This is a genomic window from Streptomyces sp. NBC_00443, assembly GCF_036014175.1.
Classification (GTDB): Bacteria; Actinomycetota; Actinomycetes; order Streptomycetales; family Streptomycetaceae; genus Streptomyces.
In genome coordinates, this window is sequence record NZ_CP107917.1 from 8,807,813 (window position 1) to 8,823,762 (window position 15,950).

At 70.7% G+C, this 15,950-nt stretch carries 14 protein-coding genes and 2 pseudogenes; 13 read left to right on the forward strand and 3 right to left on the reverse strand.

Going from position 1 to position 15,950, the window contains the following annotated elements:
- The first annotated feature begins 169 nt into the window (after positions 1-169).
- Positions 170-937 (forward strand): ArsR/SmtB family transcription factor, encoded by a 768-nt coding sequence (locus OHO27_RS40195; RefSeq protein WP_328430691.1) that lies wholly within the window; start codon positions 170-172, stop codon positions 935-937.
- Between the two features lie 76 nt (positions 938-1,013).
- Here OHO27_RS40195 and OHO27_RS40200 read toward each other — a convergent pair whose 3' ends face one another.
- Positions 1,014-1,454, reverse strand: a complete 441-nt coding sequence (locus tag OHO27_RS40200) for an SPW repeat protein (protein ID WP_328429853.1) — start codon at positions 1,452-1,454, stop codon at positions 1,014-1,016.
- A gap of 255 nt (positions 1,455-1,709) precedes the next feature.
- Here OHO27_RS40200 and OHO27_RS40205 point away from each other — a divergent pair, with 255 nt between their 5' ends.
- The 10 genes and pseudogenes from OHO27_RS40205 (at position 1,710) to OHO27_RS40250 (ending at position 12,607) form a co-directional block, all read left to right on the forward strand.
- Complete coding sequence (locus tag OHO27_RS40205; RefSeq protein ID WP_328429854.1) at positions 1,710-2,063, forward strand: YciI family protein; 354 nt, start codon at positions 1,710-1,712, stop codon at positions 2,061-2,063.
- Positions 2,063-3,256 (forward strand): RNA polymerase sigma factor, encoded by a 1,194-nt coding sequence (locus tag OHO27_RS40210; protein WP_328429855.1) that lies wholly within the window; start codon positions 2,063-2,065, stop codon positions 3,254-3,256. The genes OHO27_RS40205 and OHO27_RS40210 overlap by 1 nt, the downstream gene beginning before the upstream one ends.
- A gap of 137 nt (positions 3,257-3,393) precedes the next feature.
- Positions 3,394-4,163 (forward strand): annotated as a pseudogene (locus tag OHO27_RS40215) (GntR family transcriptional regulator).
- 85 nt (positions 4,164-4,248) lie between these two features.
- Positions 4,249-4,476 (forward strand): 4Fe-4S dicluster domain-containing protein, encoded by a 228-nt coding sequence (locus OHO27_RS40220; RefSeq protein ID WP_031480193.1) that lies wholly within the window; start codon positions 4,249-4,251, stop codon positions 4,474-4,476.
- 14 nt (positions 4,477-4,490) lie between these two features.
- Positions 4,491-5,846 (forward strand): ABC transporter substrate-binding protein, encoded by a 1,356-nt coding sequence (locus OHO27_RS40225; RefSeq protein ID WP_328429856.1) that lies wholly within the window; start codon positions 4,491-4,493, stop codon positions 5,844-5,846.
- Positions 5,843-6,703, forward strand: a complete 861-nt coding sequence (locus OHO27_RS40230) for an ABC transporter permease (RefSeq protein WP_328429857.1) — start codon at positions 5,843-5,845, stop codon at positions 6,701-6,703. Before OHO27_RS40225 ends, OHO27_RS40230 begins: the two co-directional genes overlap by 4 nt.
- Entirely contained in the window at positions 6,700-7,527 is an 828-nt protein-coding gene (locus OHO27_RS40235) for an ABC transporter ATP-binding protein (protein WP_328429858.1), read from the forward strand. Before OHO27_RS40230 ends, OHO27_RS40235 begins: the two co-directional genes overlap by 4 nt.
- Positions 7,528-7,861: 334 nt before the next feature.
- Positions 7,862-10,633, forward strand: coding sequence for a fumarate reductase/succinate dehydrogenase flavoprotein subunit (locus OHO27_RS40240; protein WP_328429859.1), 2,772 nt, complete (start codon positions 7,862-7,864; stop codon positions 10,631-10,633).
- A gap of 413 nt (positions 10,634-11,046) precedes the next feature.
- Positions 11,047-11,666: pseudogene (locus tag OHO27_RS40245) on the forward strand (chitinase); the annotation flags it as partial.
- 35 nt (positions 11,667-11,701) lie between these two features.
- Positions 11,702-12,607, forward strand: coding sequence for an aldo/keto reductase (locus tag OHO27_RS40250; RefSeq protein ID WP_328429860.1), 906 nt, complete (start codon positions 11,702-11,704; stop codon positions 12,605-12,607).
- 22 nt (positions 12,608-12,629) lie between these two features.
- Here the strand turns inward: OHO27_RS40250 and sph are convergent, their stop codons facing one another.
- Together sph and OHO27_RS40260 are read right to left on the reverse strand one after the other, a co-directional pair.
- Positions 12,630-13,616 carry a sphingomyelin phosphodiesterase gene (gene sph / locus OHO27_RS40255; RefSeq protein WP_328429861.1) on the reverse strand — a complete coding sequence of 329 codons (987 nt, stop codon included), beginning with the start codon at positions 13,614-13,616 and terminating at the stop codon, positions 12,630-12,632.
- A gap of 119 nt (positions 13,617-13,735) precedes the next feature.
- On the reverse strand, positions 13,736-14,194 hold the full coding sequence (locus OHO27_RS40260; protein WP_328429862.1) for a pyridoxamine 5'-phosphate oxidase family protein: 459 nt from the start codon (positions 14,192-14,194) through the stop codon (positions 13,736-13,738).
- A 226-nt stretch (positions 14,195-14,420) separates the two neighbouring features.
- On the opposite strand from OHO27_RS40260, the gene OHO27_RS40265 reads away from it, so the two are divergent.
- Both OHO27_RS40265 and OHO27_RS40270 read left to right on the forward strand, forming a co-directional pair.
- On the forward strand, positions 14,421-14,807 hold the full coding sequence (locus tag OHO27_RS40265) for a VOC family protein (protein ID WP_328429863.1): 387 nt from the start codon (positions 14,421-14,423) through the stop codon (positions 14,805-14,807).
- A gap of 65 nt (positions 14,808-14,872) precedes the next feature.
- Complete coding sequence (locus tag OHO27_RS40270) at positions 14,873-15,943, forward strand: adenosine deaminase (RefSeq protein ID WP_328429864.1); 1,071 nt, start codon at positions 14,873-14,875, stop codon at positions 15,941-15,943.
- The last annotated feature ends 7 nt before the right edge of the window (positions 15,944-15,950 follow it).

Sequence of the window (15,950 nt, forward strand, 5' to 3'; positions counted from 1 at the left end):
GCGTTCGAAGCTACGGATCCTTCGTCAAGGGCTCCCATAGGTCTTGTAACAGGCATTCGGCGCCTATGGGTAGAAACGGTCAATAGGGCTCATGGTTCACCTTGCCTCCATTGACATGCAGGTAATTACCTGCATAACGTTGAGTGTGCGATCAGACGACGACCCCGAGATGGACCAGGTCTTCAAGGCGCTGAGCGACGGAACCCGCCGGCGGCTCCTGGACCGGCTGCACGAGGACAACGGGCAGACGCTGGGGGAGCTGTGCGCGCGTATCGACATGGCGCGTCAGTCCGTGACCCAGCATCTGGCCGTCCTGGAGGCCGCCAATCTGGTCAGCACGGTGCGCCGGGGGCGGGAAAAGCTGCACTACCTCAATCCGGTCCCGCTCCACGAGATCCAGGAGCGGTGGATCGACAAGTTCGAGAGCCCGCGCCTGCGCGTGCTCGGGGCCGTGAAACGACGAGCCGAGGAAGCCATGACCGACAAGCCCGCCTACGTGTACGTCACCTACATCGAGAGCACCGCCGAGAAGGTCTGGGACGCCCTCACCGACGCCGACCTGACCGCCGCCTACTGGGGCCACAGCAACGTCTCGGACTGGCGGGCCGGTTCCCGCTGGGAACACGTCCGTACGGACGGTTCGGGCATCGCCGACGTGGTGGGCACCGTCGTGGAGAGCGAGCGTCCCAGCCGCCTTGTCACCACCTGGGCGGCGCCCGACGAGGAGGGGCAGGACGACAAGTACTCCCGGGTCACCTTCGACATCCAGCAGCACGCCGAGATCGTCCGCCTCACCGTGACCCACGAGGACCTGCCGGACGAGAGTGCGCGTGCCGACGTGTCGTCCGGCTGGCCGGCGGTGCTGTCCAACCTCAAGTCGCTCCTGGAGACCGGCCATGTCCTGCCTCAGGAACCGTGGTTGATGCCGACCCGCTGAGCCGGGTCGGAGGCGGACGTGCGCAGGCCGGCCCGCGGGTGCGGACCGGCCTGCGTGTCCTGTCCTTGGTCTGCCGCTACGGCCTGGGAGTGCTCTTCGCCGCCGTACCGGCGCACACCAGCCCCAGGATCACGGCCAGCGCGCCGATGATGATGTTGTTCACGATGACGCCCGCGTCCGGGCTCTCCCCGACGACCCACGGCGCGATGATCATCCAGACCCCCATCGCACAGAAGGCCCAGCTGAGGCCGTACATGCGTTCCGGTGCCCGGGTGAATCCGAGGGCCAGCAGGCCGATCGCGATACCCATGATCAGGTTGTGGGTCACGAGCGCCGGCTGGCTCGTCGTGTAGTGCAGTATCCAGGGGGATGCCGCGCAGTACAGACCGAGCAGGAACACCGGTCCGTCCACGAGCGCCACATCGCGACCGCCGAGCATGCGGGCGTAGCGGTCCCGCATTTCGGATACATCAGGGTGAGCTGTGATGTCACCTCTGGTGGGCGAGACGTTGGCCATGACTCGTCTCCTTTGACTCGCAGGCCTGACCGCGTCTGGTGCGGTGTGCGGTAAGAGCCGCCTCCTGCCATTCTGCGCTTATTTCTTCTTTATGTGTAGAGCTCGACGGGTTCATGGCGATGTAAGCGGAGTAGCTCTCCGGAAACCTCTCGCCGGCGTCGGTGTGCGGGGTGTCGATCCGGGCGGGTGCCGTTCGTGTAGGAGGTGAGAGACCGGGAGACCGGCACACCACCACGTCGTGGCGAGGAGACAGTCATGAAGTACTACCTGCTCAATGTGATGCAGCCCGTCGGAGAACCGCCCGCTCCGGACGTCCTCGGCGAGATCGAGACGAACCTCGACACCCTCAACCGGGAGCTGCGCGAGGCCGGCGCCTGGGTGTTCGCCGGGGGACTGCACGGCCCGGAATCCTCCACCGTGCTGCGGCCCCGCGACGGCGACGTCCTGGTCACCGACGGCCCGTACGCCGAGGGCAAGGAGATGCTCGGCGGCATCAGCCTCATCAAGGCGCCCGATCTGGACGCGGCGCTGGAATGGGGCCGCAGGCTGGCACTGGCGACCACACTGCCGATCGAGGTGCGGCCGTTCATGGGTGAGGCCGAGGGCTGATGACGGCCCCGGACGTCGAAGGCGTCTTCCGTGCGGAGTACGGCCGCGCGGTCGCCGTACTCGTCCGCTTCCTCGGCGACATCGACCTCGCCGAGGAAGCGGTCCAGGACGCCTTCGCCACGGCCCTGCGGCGCTGGCCGGAGACCGGCGTGCCGCCGAGCCCCGCCGGCTGGATCGTCACCACCGCCCGCAACCGCGCCGTCGACCGGCTGCGCCGCGAGGCCACCAGGACCGAACGCCACGCCCAGGCTGCCCTGTTGCACACCGCCGACGTACCTCCCCAGGAGGGCCCCGTGCGCGACGACCGGCTCCGGCTCGTCTTCACCTGCTGCCACCCCGCCCTCGCCGTGCAGGCGCGGGTCGCCCTGACCCTGCGCCTGCTGGGCGGGCTCACCACAGCCCAGATCGCGCGCGCCTTCCTGGTGCCGGAGCCGACGATGGCCCAGCGGCTGGTGCGGGCCAAGGCGAAGATCCGCAACGCCGGCATCCCGTACCGCGTGCCCCGCGACGCCGACCTGCCGGACCGGCTCGCGGGGGTCCTGACCGTCGTCTACCTGATCTTCAACCAGGGGTACGAGGGTGAGGCGGGCCTGTGCGCGGAAGCCGTACGCCTCGGTCGTCAGCTGGCCGAACTCATGCCGGACGAGCCCGAGGTGACCGGGCTGCTCGCGCTGATGCTCCTCGTCGAGTCCCGCCGGCCCGCCCGACAGGACGACCGCGGGGAGCTCGTACCGCTGCCGGAACAGGACCGTGGCCGCTGGGACCCTGAACTGATCGCCGAGGGACAGTCGCTCGTCCGCCGGTGCCTGCGCCTGGGCCGGCCGGGGCCGTACCAGATCCAGGCCGCGATCCAGGCGGTGCACAGCGACGCGCCGACCTCGCAGGCCACGGACTGGTACCAGATCCGGCAGCTCTACGACCACCTCCTGGCCATCGCTCCCAGCCCCGTCGTGGCGCTCAACCGGGCCGTCGCCGTGGCCGAGGTCGACGGCCCGGCTCCGGCCCTCCACCTCGTGGACGCGCTGGATCTCGACGGCTACCACGTCTTCCATGCCGTCCGCGCGGACCTCCTGCGCCGTCTGGGCCGCGCCACGGAGGCCGTGCGAGAGTACGAGTCCGCTCTCGCGCTGGCGGAGAACCAGGCGGAGCGGGCGTACCTCGAACGCCGCCGCCGTGAACTCGTCCGCAGCTGACGTCCGAGCAGGGCGCGTAGTGGCGAAACCGGCCCGCAGCCCCGCAGAGTTGCAGGTCAGCGCCCTGGTGAGAGGTACTCAGGTGGCGCAATGATTCGGTAACACCACTGAGCGACGACCGTCGGTATGGTCACCGCATGCCAGCAGAACGAACCCGCGAGCACACCGCGCCGCTCGCCGCAGCCCGCCGCCGGCGGCTGCGTGCCGACCGGGCGCGCCAGCTCGCGGACCTGCTGCGGCACCTGGTGCTGACCGGGGATTCCCCAGGGGCGTACTGCCGCACGAGGACGTGCTCGCCGCCGACTACCAGGTGTCCCGGAACACCGTCCGGCACGCACTGGACCTGCTGCGCGCCGAGCAGCTCGTCGAGCGGCTGCCCGGCGTCGGCACCGTCGTCGTCGGCGAGAAGTACTCGCACGGCCTCGACCGGCTGATGGGACTCGCGGAGACCCTGCGAGAACACGGCCAGGTCAGCAACGAGGTACGCACCATGGGCCCGGTCGCCGCGCCCGCACCCGTGGCCGAGCGACTGCGGCTGCCCACCGGCACCGACGTCCTCTACATCGAGCGGCTCCGCAGGCTGAACGGGCTGCCGCTCTCCCTCGACCTCACCTATCTGCCGCTCGACATCGGCAGTGAACTGATCGGCGCCGACCTGGAGAACACCGACGTCTTCCGGCTGCTGGAGCAGATCACCGGGCAACCGCTCGGACACGCGGAGATCACCCTGGAGGCCGTCAACGCCGACGCGCACTCCGCCACCGTGCTCCAGGCACCGCGCGGTAGTGCCGTGCTGATGCTGGAGCGCCTCACCCACCTGTGCGACGGCAGGCCCGTGGACCTGGAGTTCATCCGGTTCCGCGGGGACCGGATCGCGATGAGCGGGCTGCTGCGCCGCTCTCTCTGAACGCCCGCGATCCACGCGGAGCCTGATGCCAGAAGCCGGACGTCAGGCGTAACTCACCCTTCGCAGTACCTCACTGGAGACAGCCATGCCCTTGGTGCCCCAGCGGGCCGACGTGCCCGTGACCGTCGACGAGTCGAAGTGCATCGACGGCTGCACGCTCTGTGTCGACATGTGTCCGCTGGACTCCCTGGCGATCAACCCCGACAGCGGCAAGGCGTACATGCACGTCGACGAATGCTGGTACTGCGGCCCTTGCGCCGCCCGCTGCCCCACCGGGGCCGTCACGGTCAACATGCCCTACCTGCTGCGGTGAAAGGCCCTCACCCCATGAAACGCACGACTCCCGCAGCCCTGCTCGCGGCAGCCCTCGTCAGCACGCTCGTCACGGGCTGCGGCGGCAATGCGGCGGCCGGCGACGACAAGCACGTCACCGTCACCGTCGGCTACCAGTCCAAGACCATCAACACCGTCACCGCCGGCACCTTGCTGCGCTCCCTCGGCTACTTCGAACGCGAACTCGCCGCCCAGGGAAAACGGGACGGCGTCTCCTACAAGGTCCAGTGGCAGGACTACGCCACCGGCGCACCCATCACCGCGCAGATGACCGCGGGGAAGATCGACATCGGGTCCATGGGCGACTTCCCGCTGCTGATCAACGCCGCCCGCGGCAAACAGCTCAACCGCCCCACCCGGCTCGTCTCGGTCACCGGCTACAACCTGCGCGGCGCCCTCAACACCGTGGTCACGGCGCCCGACTCGAAGCTCGCCTCGCTCAAGGACCTGCGGGGCAAGAGCGTGTCCACCAGCATCGGTTCGGCGGCCGACGGGACCCTCGTCCGAGCGCTGCAGCGCGCCGGGCTCGACCCGGAGAAGGACATCCGCAAGCTCAACCAGCAGCCGTCGGTGGGCGCTTCGGCACTGCAGGCGGGCAGCGCCGACGCCCTGTCGCAGTTCGTGGCGTGGCCAGGGCTGCTCGCCTTCCAGGGCAAGGCGAAGGCACTGTACGACGCTGCGGAACTCAATCTGCCGACCTTCCATGGAGTGACGGTCCGTGAGGACTTCGCCGAGCAGCGGCCGAAGGTGCTCGACGCCTTCCTCGCCGCGCAGATCGAGGCGACCCGCTATCTGAACGAACACCCCGTCCAGGCCGCCGAGAAGGTCGCCGAGGCCACCGACCTGCCCCCCGAGGTCGTCTACCTCTACAACGGCAGCGGCGGCATCGCCGCCTTCGACCCGACCGTCAAGCAGCAGCTCGTCTCCGCGCTGAAGAAGGACGTGTCGGTGCTCCGCTCGGCGAAACTCGTGGGCGACGTGGACGTGGACGCCTTCGTCGACGACGGCCCGATCAAGCGCGTGTACGGCAAGGAGTACGCCCAGCGGCTCGCTGTCACCCCCGAGCCCTCCGGCAGCGAGGTGTGGCTCAAGGGCGAGGAGAGCACCCGCCCCTTCGACTCGCCCGCCGCACTGCTGAAGTTCGTCGCCGGGCACGAGGGCGATGTACGCGCCGCGTACGTACCGGACGCCGCCACCGGCACCCGCTGGTACGCCGACAAGGCGGTCTGGGTCCAGGACGGCAAGGAGCTGCGGCCGTTCGTCACCGCCCCCGCCGCCCGCGCGTACACCCAGGCCCACCCCGGCGCCCGTACCGTCTCCTACGCCACCGCACTGGAGCAGGCGTCATGACCGCGGTGACCGCCCCGCCGAGGAAGCCGAGGAAAGCGGGCAGGTCGTCCAGGCGGCCGGCCCCCGCACGGCGCACGGCCCGGCTCCGACCGGTCGTACGCGTGCTGTCACTGCTTGCGGCGCTCGCGGTGTGGCAGCTACTCACCACGCTGGACGTCCAACTGTGGCTGCGTTTCGACCAGTTCCCGTCGGTCACCGACGTGGCCCGGGAGTTCGGGCAGCGGCTCGCCGACGGCGCGTACTGGCAGGACGTGAGCGACAGCCTGCGCAGGATCGTCACCGGGTTCCTGCTCGCGGCGGTGCTCGGCGTCGCCGCGGGCGTGGCGGTCGGCCGCTCCCGCTGGGCCGCGGACCTGATCGGACCGGTCCTGGAGGTGCTGCGGCCCGTCCCGGCGATCGCGCTGGTACCCGTGGCGATCCTGCTCTTTCCCAGCAACGAGCAGGGCATCGTCTTCATCACCTTCACCGCCGCCTTCTTCCCGGTCCTGGTCGCCACCCGGCACGCGGTGCGGGCACTGGCCCCGGTGTGGGAGGAAGCGGTGCTCACCATGGGCGGCGGACGGTGGCGGGTGCTCGCCTCCGTGGTGCTGCCCGGCGCGCTGCCGGGGATCTTCGGAGGGCTGTCGGTCGGGATCGGCGTCTCGTGGATCTGCGTGATCTCCGCGGAGATGATCTCCGGCGAGTACGGGATCGGCTACCACACCTGGCAGGACTACACCGTCCTTGACTACCCGGGCGTGTTCACGGGCATCGTCAGCATCGGCATGCTCGGCTGGCTGACCTCCACCGTGGTGGAGCTCCTGGGACGCCGCCTGACGCACTGGCTGCCGCGACGCGAAGGGAGTGCCACGTCATGAGCACGCAATCGGACACCACCGCTACCAGCACCGCCTCCGCCATCCATACGTCCTCCACTGCCTCGGGGGCCGGACTTCCCGCCTCCGGGGCACGTCTCAGCCTCACCGGGGCGGACCTGGGACGACCCGGTGCGGTCGTCCTGCACGGGGTCGATCTCGAAGCCGCCCCCGGCGAGATCCTGACGGTGGTCGGCCCGTCCGGGTGCGGGAAGTCGACCCTGCTGCGGACGCTGGCCGGGCTGCTGCCCGCGCTCGCGGGACAGGTTGCCCAGGACGGGCGGGCCGTCACGGGCCCCGGCGCGGACCGGGCGCTCGTCTTCCAGGAGGACGCACTGCTGCCGTGGCGCACGGCCCGCGCCAACGTCGAACTGCCGCTGGCCATCAGAGGGCTGGGCCGCGTCGAGCGCGGGACCAGGGCGGAGGAGTGGCTGGACCGGGTCGGTCTGCCCGACCTGAAGCGGCAGTTGCCGCACCGGCTATCCGGAGGGCAGCGCCAGCGGGTGCAGCTCGCCCGCGCGCTGGCCGGGCAGCCGCGGGCCGTGCTCATGGACGAGCCCTTCGGTGCCCTGGACGCCCAGACCCGGGCGGGCATGCAGCAGTTGCTGGTGGAGGTGCTGCGGGGGACCGGAGCCACCGTCGTCTTCGTCACCCACGACGTGGACGAGGCACTGTTCCTCGGGGACCGTGTCGCCCTGCTCGGTGCGGGCGGCCTCTCCGGTTTGCGGAGGGTGCCGCGGCCCCGCGACCGCGGCGCCCGCGACGACCCCACGACGGTGGCACTGCGCCACGACATCCTCGAGTCCCTCGGCCCGCGCTCGTCCTGAGCCACATTCCGAGCTTCCTCGGCTCCCGCAGGTCCCGAGCCTTTCGGCTCCGCCGTGTTCCCAACACCCCTCGGCCCCCGCACCGCCCGAGCGAACCTCGGGCCCCGCACCCGCCTGACGACCCGCGGCCCCGAACCTGCTGGGCAGGCCTCGCCCCCACGCGTCCCGAGCGACCCACACCCTCGCACCTCCCGAGCGACCATCGACCCCGGCACGTCCGAAACGACCTCGCCCCCCCCGCGTTCGAGCAGACAAGCCCCCCGTCCCGAGCACCCGTCCCGCCCTCCGCGCGACCCTCGGCTGCCCCCCGTACGTCCTGAAAGGCACCCCTGCCATGACCCCCGCGACCGCGACCTTGACGGAGATCCCCGCCCTCGACTCTGCCGAGGAGCTGACCTGCGACGTCCTGGTGATCGGCGGCGGCACCGCCGGCACCATGGCCGCGCTCACCGCCGCCGGGCGCGGTGCGTCCGTGCTGCTGCTGGAGAAGGCCCATGTCCGGCATTCCGGAGCGCTGGCCATGGGCATGGACGGCGTCAACAACGCCGTCATCCCCGGCCGTGCCGAACCGGACGACTACGTCGCCGAGATCACCCGCGCCAACGACGGCATCGTCGACCAGTCGACGGTCCGTCAGACAGCCGCCCGGGGCTTCGAGATGGTGCAGCGTCTGGAGTCGTACGGGGTGAAGTTCGAGAAGGACGAGCACGGCGAGTACGCGGTCCGCCAGGTGCACCGCTCGGGCTCGTACGTGCTGCCCATGCCCGAGGGCAAGGACGTCAAGAAGGTGCTGTACCGGCAGCTGCGCAGGCGTGAGGTGCGCGAGAAGGTCCGGATCGAGAACCGGCTGATGCCGGTGCGGGTCCTGACCGCAGACGGCAGGGCGGTCGGCGCCGCCGCCTTCAACACCCGCACCGGGGCCTTCGTGGTCGTGCGGGCGGGTGCCGTGATCCTCGCGACCGGGGCCTGCGGGCGCCTGGGGCTGCCCGCGAGCGGCTATCTGTACGGCACGTACGAGAACCCCACGAACGCGGGGGACGGCTACGCGATGGCGTACCACGCGGGCGCGGAGCTCACGGGTATCGAGTGCTTCCAGATCAACCCGCTCATCAAGGACTACAACGGCCCGGCGTGCGCCTACGTCGCCAACCCGTTCGGCGGCTACCAGGTCAACCGGCACGGGCAGCGGTTCGTCGACTCCGACTACTGGTCCGGGCAGATGATGGCCGAGTTCGCCGCCGAGGTCGCCTCCGACCGCGGACCGGTCTACCTGAAGCTCAGCCATCTGCCCGAGGAGTCGATCACGGCCCTGGAGTCCATCCTGCACTCCACCGAGCGTCCCACCCGCGGCACCTTCCACTCGGGGCGCGGCCACGACTACCGTACCCACGACGTGGAGATGCACATCTCCGAGATCGGCCTGTGCGGCGGACACTCCGCCTCGGGCGTACGGGTGGACGACCATGCCCGTACCACCGTCCCCGGTCTGTATGCGGCGGGCGACCTGGCCTGCGTCCCCCACAACTACATGATCGGGGCGTTCGTCTTCGGCGACCTCGCGGGCGAGGACGCGGCCCGGTACAAGGCGTACCAGGGCGAGCTGCCGCGGGAACAGCTCGCCGAGGCCCACGAGTTGATCTACCGTCCGCTGCGCAACCCCGACGGCCCGGCCCAGCCCCAGGTCGAGTACAAGCTGCGTCGCTTCGTCAACGACTACGTGGCTCCGCCCAAGAGCGGTGCCCGGCTCTCCCTGGCGCTGGAGCACTTCGAGCGGATGCGGGACGAGATCGCAGGGATGGGGGCCCGGACCCCGCACGAGCTGATGCGCTGCGCGGAGGTCTCGTTCATCCGCGACTGCGCGGAGATGGCGGCCCGGTCGTCCCTCGCCCGCACGGAGTCCCGCTGGGGCCTCTACCACGAGCGCCTCGACCACCCTCGGCGGGACGACACGCAGTGGCTGCACCATCTCGACCTGCGCAAGGGTCCTTCGGGAGCCATGGAGTTCACGGCGCGTCCCGTCGCCCCCTACCTAGTGCCCGTCGACGAGTTCACCCCCACCGGCGGCCCTTCCCGCCACCTGGGCGAGGTGGACGCGCTCCCGACGGCCACGGCGGGACGCCGGGAGGTACCGCCGGCAGTGGGCACTGCGGAAGCTGGCGGTGTCGCACCGTCCGAGTCCGAGGGCGAGACGCACGGAGCCTCGGAGTCCCACCGGGAACGGATCCTCGAACTGGTCGCGCTCTCGGAGGAGGAACCTGATCTCCCGGCGCTGGAGCCCTACCTGAAGGACCCGGACGCCGCCGTACGCCTCGCGGCCGTGAAGGCGCTGACCGAGACGGCCCCACCCGGAACGGGCCCCGCGCTGGGATCGGCCCTGACCGACAGCGACGGACAGGTGCGCGCCGAGGCCGCGTCGTCGCTGCGCGAGCTGGCCGAAGTCCTCACGGCCGAGCCGGAGTTGCGGGCCCCGTTGGTCTCCGCGCTGACGTCAGCCGATCCGACGGCCCGCGCCGCCGCCCTGGACGTGCTGCGCGCCCTGCGGCTCGGCGACGCGGCCCTGTTCGCCGTGCACCTGGCCGATCCGGACACCGAGGTACGCCTGGCCGCCGTACGCGCCCTGGTCTCGGTGGACGCGGTCGATGCCCTCTCGGAGGCAGCGGGCGACGCCGCGCGTGAGGTACGGGTCGCCGTGGCGCGCGGGTTCGCCGCCCTGGCCACGCACCTCGCGCGGACGCAGGAGAATACGCCGTCCGCCCTGCCCGCCCTGATCCGCGACCCCGACGTCCTGGTCCGTGCCGCGGCCCTGGAAGCGCTGGGCGTCCTCGGCGTCTCGGAGGGACTCCTCGCCCCCGTGACGGCGGCGCTCACCGACCCGGCGTGGCAGGTCCGCGCGGGCGCGGCGAAAGCCCTCGGCGGGACGGCACCGCAGGACGGTGTGCCCGCCCTCGCCGAACTGCTGCGTGACACCGACGCCGACGTACGCAAGGCCGCGGTCCTCAGCCTGCTGCGGCATGCCGCACACGACGACGCCCGTACGGCGCTGGCCACCGCGGTGAACGACCCCGACGCCGACGTCCGTGCGTACGCGGGCCGAGCGGTGCGGTGACCCGGCGCCGCTGCTACTGCGCCGAGCCGACCTGCGTCACACGGCCGGGCGTTCCCTCCGGCAATCACCCGGACCGCGTGTCCTGCACCACGCGGAGCTCTCGGCCGTCTCGACTCCCATGGTCCCCGGGCCGGTTGATTGGTCTACACCTTATTTGGTCTACACCCTTGACTGGTACATACCAACGCGGTTGAGTGTGTCTCCACACCCCCCACCACGGCCGCCCCCACGCCGTGGCCGACCCCGTCGGCGCGTGCGCTCAAGGCTCTGCTTCGCCCTGCCCTTGTCCGGGTGCGGCCGTGCTCCGCAAAGGAGTTGATCCTGTGTCGAGGCGCCGCATAGCCGCACTGCTGTCCTCCCTCGCCCTGGGCAGCGCCGCTCTGCTGCTTCAGCCGGCCCCGAGCGCGTCCGCCGCCGGGTTCGTCGTGAGCGAGTCGCAGTTCAACCAGATGTTCCCGAACCGGAATTCGTTCTACACGTACAGCGGTCTGACCGCCGCCCTCAGTGCCTACCCCGGCTTCGCCAACACCGGCAGCGACACGGTGAAGAAGCAGGAGGCGGCGGCCTTCCTCGCCAACGCCAACCACGAGACCGGCGGGCTGGTCCACATAGTCGAGCAGAACACCGCCAACTACCCCCACTACTGCGACCGGAGCCAGCCGTACGGCTGTCCCGCGGGCCAGGATGCCTACTACGGGCGCGGTCCCATCCAGCTCAGCTGGAACTTCAACTACAAGGCCGCGGGCGACGCGCTCGGCATCGACCTGCTCAACAATCCCTGGCGGGTGCAGAACGAGTCGGCCGTCGCCTGGAAGACCGGTCTGTGGTACTGGAACACCCAGTCCGGCCCCGGCACCATGACCCCCACAACGCCATGGTGAACCAGGCCGGCTTCGGCCAGACCATCCGCAGCATCAACGGCTCCCTGGAGTGCGACGGCAAGAACCCGGCGCAGGTCCAGAGCCGCGTCGACGCCTACCAGCGCTTCACGCAGATCCTCGGCGTCACCCCGGGCGGCAACCTCTACTGCTGACGCCGCCGGTGCCCGAGGCGTGCGAGACTCCGCCGATGACCTCGGAGAAGATCACCGCGCACGCCGCGGGCACCTGGAAACTCGGCGACCTGTCCGTGAGCCGCGTCGGCTTCGGCGCGATGCGACTGACGGGCAGCGCCGCCTTCCACCATGGGACGCCCAGCGACCGGGGGCGCTCGATCGCCGTCCTGCGCAAGGCGGTCGACCTGGGCGTCGACCACATCGACACGGCCGCCTTCTACTTCTCCGCCCTGCGCGCGGCGAACGAACTCATCAACAGCGCACTGGCGCCGTACGCCGACGACCTGGTCATCGCGACGAAGGTCGGCCCGTTCCGCGACTGCACCGGGGAATGGGGCACCTCGGCCCGCCCGGACCAGCTGCGCGGCCACGTCGAGGAGAACCTGCGCCAGCTCGGCCGCGACCACCTGGACGTCGTGTACCTGCGCCGCATGCGGCAGGACTCCGTCGCCGAGCACTTCGGCGCCCTGGCCGAACTGCGCGAGGCGGGCCTGATCAGGCACCTCGGCATCTCCGCCGTCGAGCCACGGCACCTCGCCGAGGCGCAGGCCATCGCGCCCGTGGTGAGCGTGCAGAACCGGTACGCGCTCGACCGGCCCGACCCCGAGGCCGACGAACTCCTGCGCCTGTGCGGCGAGCAGGGCATCGCCTTCGTGCCGTTCTACGCCGTCGCGGGCGACACCGGGGAGCGGGGCGCGACCGGTGCCCACGACGACGAGGTGCTCGCCGTGGCCCAGGCGCACGGCGTGAGCCCCGCCCAGGTGCGCATCGCCTGGACCCTGCACCAGGGCCCGCACGTCCTCGCCATCCCCGGCACCGGCAACCCCGACCACCTCTGCGAGAACGTGGCCGCGGGAGCTCTCCGCCTCACCGGCGACGAACTGGCCCGGCTCAACACGGCGCGACAGCAGACCGGTTGAGCCGGAGCCGGCACGGCATTGCTCAGCCGGCGAGCCCGGTCACCGGATAGTGGTCGGAGAGGTTCGTGTACGTGTAGTCGGTGCCCCAGCTGGACACCGTCCAGGGCGCGCTCTGCTCCTTGACGACGTCGTTCTTCCAGACGGTGGGACGGGCGTGACCCGCGCGGTGCAGGACGTAGTCCAGGTCCTCGCGCGGGTCGTCGGGGTAGCGGTCGCGGGCTATGGAGTTGTCCGCCGTGTCGAAGGAGTACGGGTGCCCGGTCCGCGCGTCGGCCCCGACCAGCCCGCCGTCGGCGAGCATCGAGCCGTACTCGGACGTGTGCGAGTCGACGTTCATGTCACCGACGACCAGAACCTGCTCGCTCGCGGGGATGTTCTTCGCGTCCAGGAACGCGTCGATCGTCTTGAACTGCCGGCTCCGCATCGCGGCGGCCTCACCGGCGTCGCAGCCCGGGTCGGTCGACTGCGCGTGCGTGCCCACGACGTGCACCTTGGTGCCGTTCACGTTCAGCACCACGTACGCGAAGCCCTTGTTGGACCACCAGTCCGCCCCGCACGCGTCCTTGTACACGTACTGCTCCTTGCGCAGCACCGGCCACTTGCTGAGGATCGTGACCCCGCCGTCCTCGGGCGTGGTCGCCGAGTACGCGCCACCGGTCGCGTCCCAGCCGCTCTTGCTGCGCCCGACCACCGGCGTCTGATACGGGTAGCGGTCGGTGAGGGAGCTCTTCAGCGCGTCCGAGGAGGAGTTGTCGAACATCTCCTGGAACACGGCCACGTCGTTGCCCTGCACGAACGGCGCCTTGGCGATCTCGGCGGCCCGGTGGTCCTGGCCCCAGTTCGGGTACAGGGTCTTGCTGAAGAGGAAGACGTTGTACGACAGCACCTTCAGCGGCGGCGCCTGCTCGGCGGCCGACGCGGCGGGCGCCGAGCAGGCAAGACCGGCACCGGCGAGCGAGAGCGCGAGCACGATCGAGCCCTGTGCGCGGCGGTGTGCGGAGAGCGTCACTGGATCTCCCTGTGGTTGAAGGGGGTTGCGTGGCGCCGCACATCAAACCATCAGGGATTACTCCCAGGTAACACTTGTGCGGGAAATGGATGGCGTGGGGACGTACGCGCGAAACTTGTTCAGACAAGCCACATTCCGTTTCGCATGAGGTGCCGCTGCGGCAGTTCATGCTGCTCGTGCCATGCCTGCACCGAGCGCGGCAGCACCCGGTAGTAGGCGTACGTCGCGGAGTCGTTCCGCGGATCCCAGCCCGTCTTCGCGTGAAACGCCTCGGCAGCCGCGGCCGGTACCTCGTCGGCGCCGTGGACCTCCACATCGCCGTCGATGAGGACGACGTCCCGGGTGTCCCCGAAGGCCAGCCGGGTCCGACCGCCGATGCGGAGGTTGCGCCCTGTGGGGTTGCCGGGGCGGGTGGCCATCCAGAGCGACTCGCCGTCCCAGACGAACCACAGCGCGACCAGACACGGCACCGCGTCACTGTCCGCGGAGGCCACCCAGATGTCCGTCTCCCGTTCCAGCCGGTCCAGAACGTCCTGCTTGCGGCGCTCGGGGCTGCGCGCCCCGTCCATGATCGTCATTCCCGGAACGCTAGTCGCCGACCGCCTGTCGCACCTCGGGCGGCGGGCCTAGGCCGGGCCTAGGCCGTGTCCGCAAAGTCCCGCCTGCCCCGCGACGCCTGGCACGCTCCCCCACTGCCTCAAGGGCGTGCGGACACGACCTAGGCCCGCGGTCCCGGTCGGGACTGGCGCCCTGGACGTTTTACGTATAACCTCTCCCGTCAATCGCACCTCCAGGAAGGTCCCGATGAGACACATCGCCCTGGTCACCCTCGTCGTCGACGACTACGACGAGGCGATCCGCTTCTACACGGAAGCCCTCGGCTTCCGGCTGGCCGAGGACACCCCGCGGCCGGACGGCTCCCGCTGGGTCGTCGTGGCGGCGGGCGACCGGGGCACCGCGCTGCTGCTGGCCCGCGCCAAGGGTGACGAGCAGCAGGCCCGGGTCGGCGACCAGACCGGCGGGCGCGTCGGGTTCTTCCTGCACACCGACGACTTCGCCCGCGACCACGCCCGCATGCTCGCCGCGGGCGTGACCTTCCTGGAGGAGCCCCGGCACGAGCCCTACGGCTCGGTCGCCGTCTTCCAGGACCTGTACGGCAACCGCTGGGACCTGCTCCAGCCCGCCGGCTGATCCACCTCCCGGGCCGCCCCGCCGCCCGCCGCTTCGTACCGCCCCGCTCAAGGAAAGACTCCGCCATGACTGCTACGCGCGTAGACGCCGACGTCATCCGTCGCCTCCCCAAGGCCGTACTGCACGACCACCTCGACGGCGGCCTGCGCCCCGCCACCGTGGTGGAGCTCGCGGAGGCGGTCGGCCACACCCTGCCCACCACCGACCCGGACGAGCTCGCCGCCTGGTACTTCGAGGCCGCGAACTCCGGCGACCTGGTCCGCTACATCGCCACCTTCGAGCACACCCTCGCCGTGATGCAGAGCCGCGAGGGGCTGCTGCGCACCGCCGAGGAGTACGTCCTCGACCTGGCCGCGGACGGCGTCGTCTACGGCGAGGTGCGCTACGCCCCCGAGCTGAACACCAACGGCGGGCTGACCCTCGCCGAGGTCGTCGAGACCGTGCAGGAAGGCCTTGCGGCGGGCATGGCCAAGGCCGCGGCCGCCGGTACTCCGGTCCGCGTCGGCACCCTGCTGTGCGGGATGCGGATGTTCGACCGGGTGCGCGAGGCGGCCGATCTGGCTGTCGCCTTCCGGGACGCCGGTGTCGTCGGCTTCGACATCGCCGGTGCCGAGGCGGGCTTCCCCGCCGCCGACCACGTCGACGCCTTCGAGCACCTGCGCCGCGAGAACGTTCCCTTCACCATCCACGCCGGTGAGGCCGACGGCCTGTCCAGCATCCACCAGGCCCTCCAGGTGTGCGGCGCCCAGCGCATCGGGCACGGCGTGCGCATCACCGACGACATCGTGGACGGCAAGCTCGGCCGCCTCGCCGGCTGGGTGCGCGACCGCCGTGTCGCGCTGGAGATGTGCCCGACCTCCAACCTCCAGACCGGCGCCGCCACCTCCATAGCCGAGCACCCGATCACCGCGCTGAAGGACCTCGGCTTCCGCGTCACCCTCAACACCGACAACCGTCTGGTGTCCGGCACGACGATGACGCGCGAGATGTCCCTGTTGGTCGAGCAGGCCGGGTGGACGGTCGAGGACCTGCGCACGGTCACGGTGAACGCGCTGAAGAGCGCGTTCGTCCCGTTCGACGAGCGCAAGGCCCTCATCGAGGACGTCGTCCTGCCCGGTTTCGCGTCGGCGCTCTGAGCAGCGT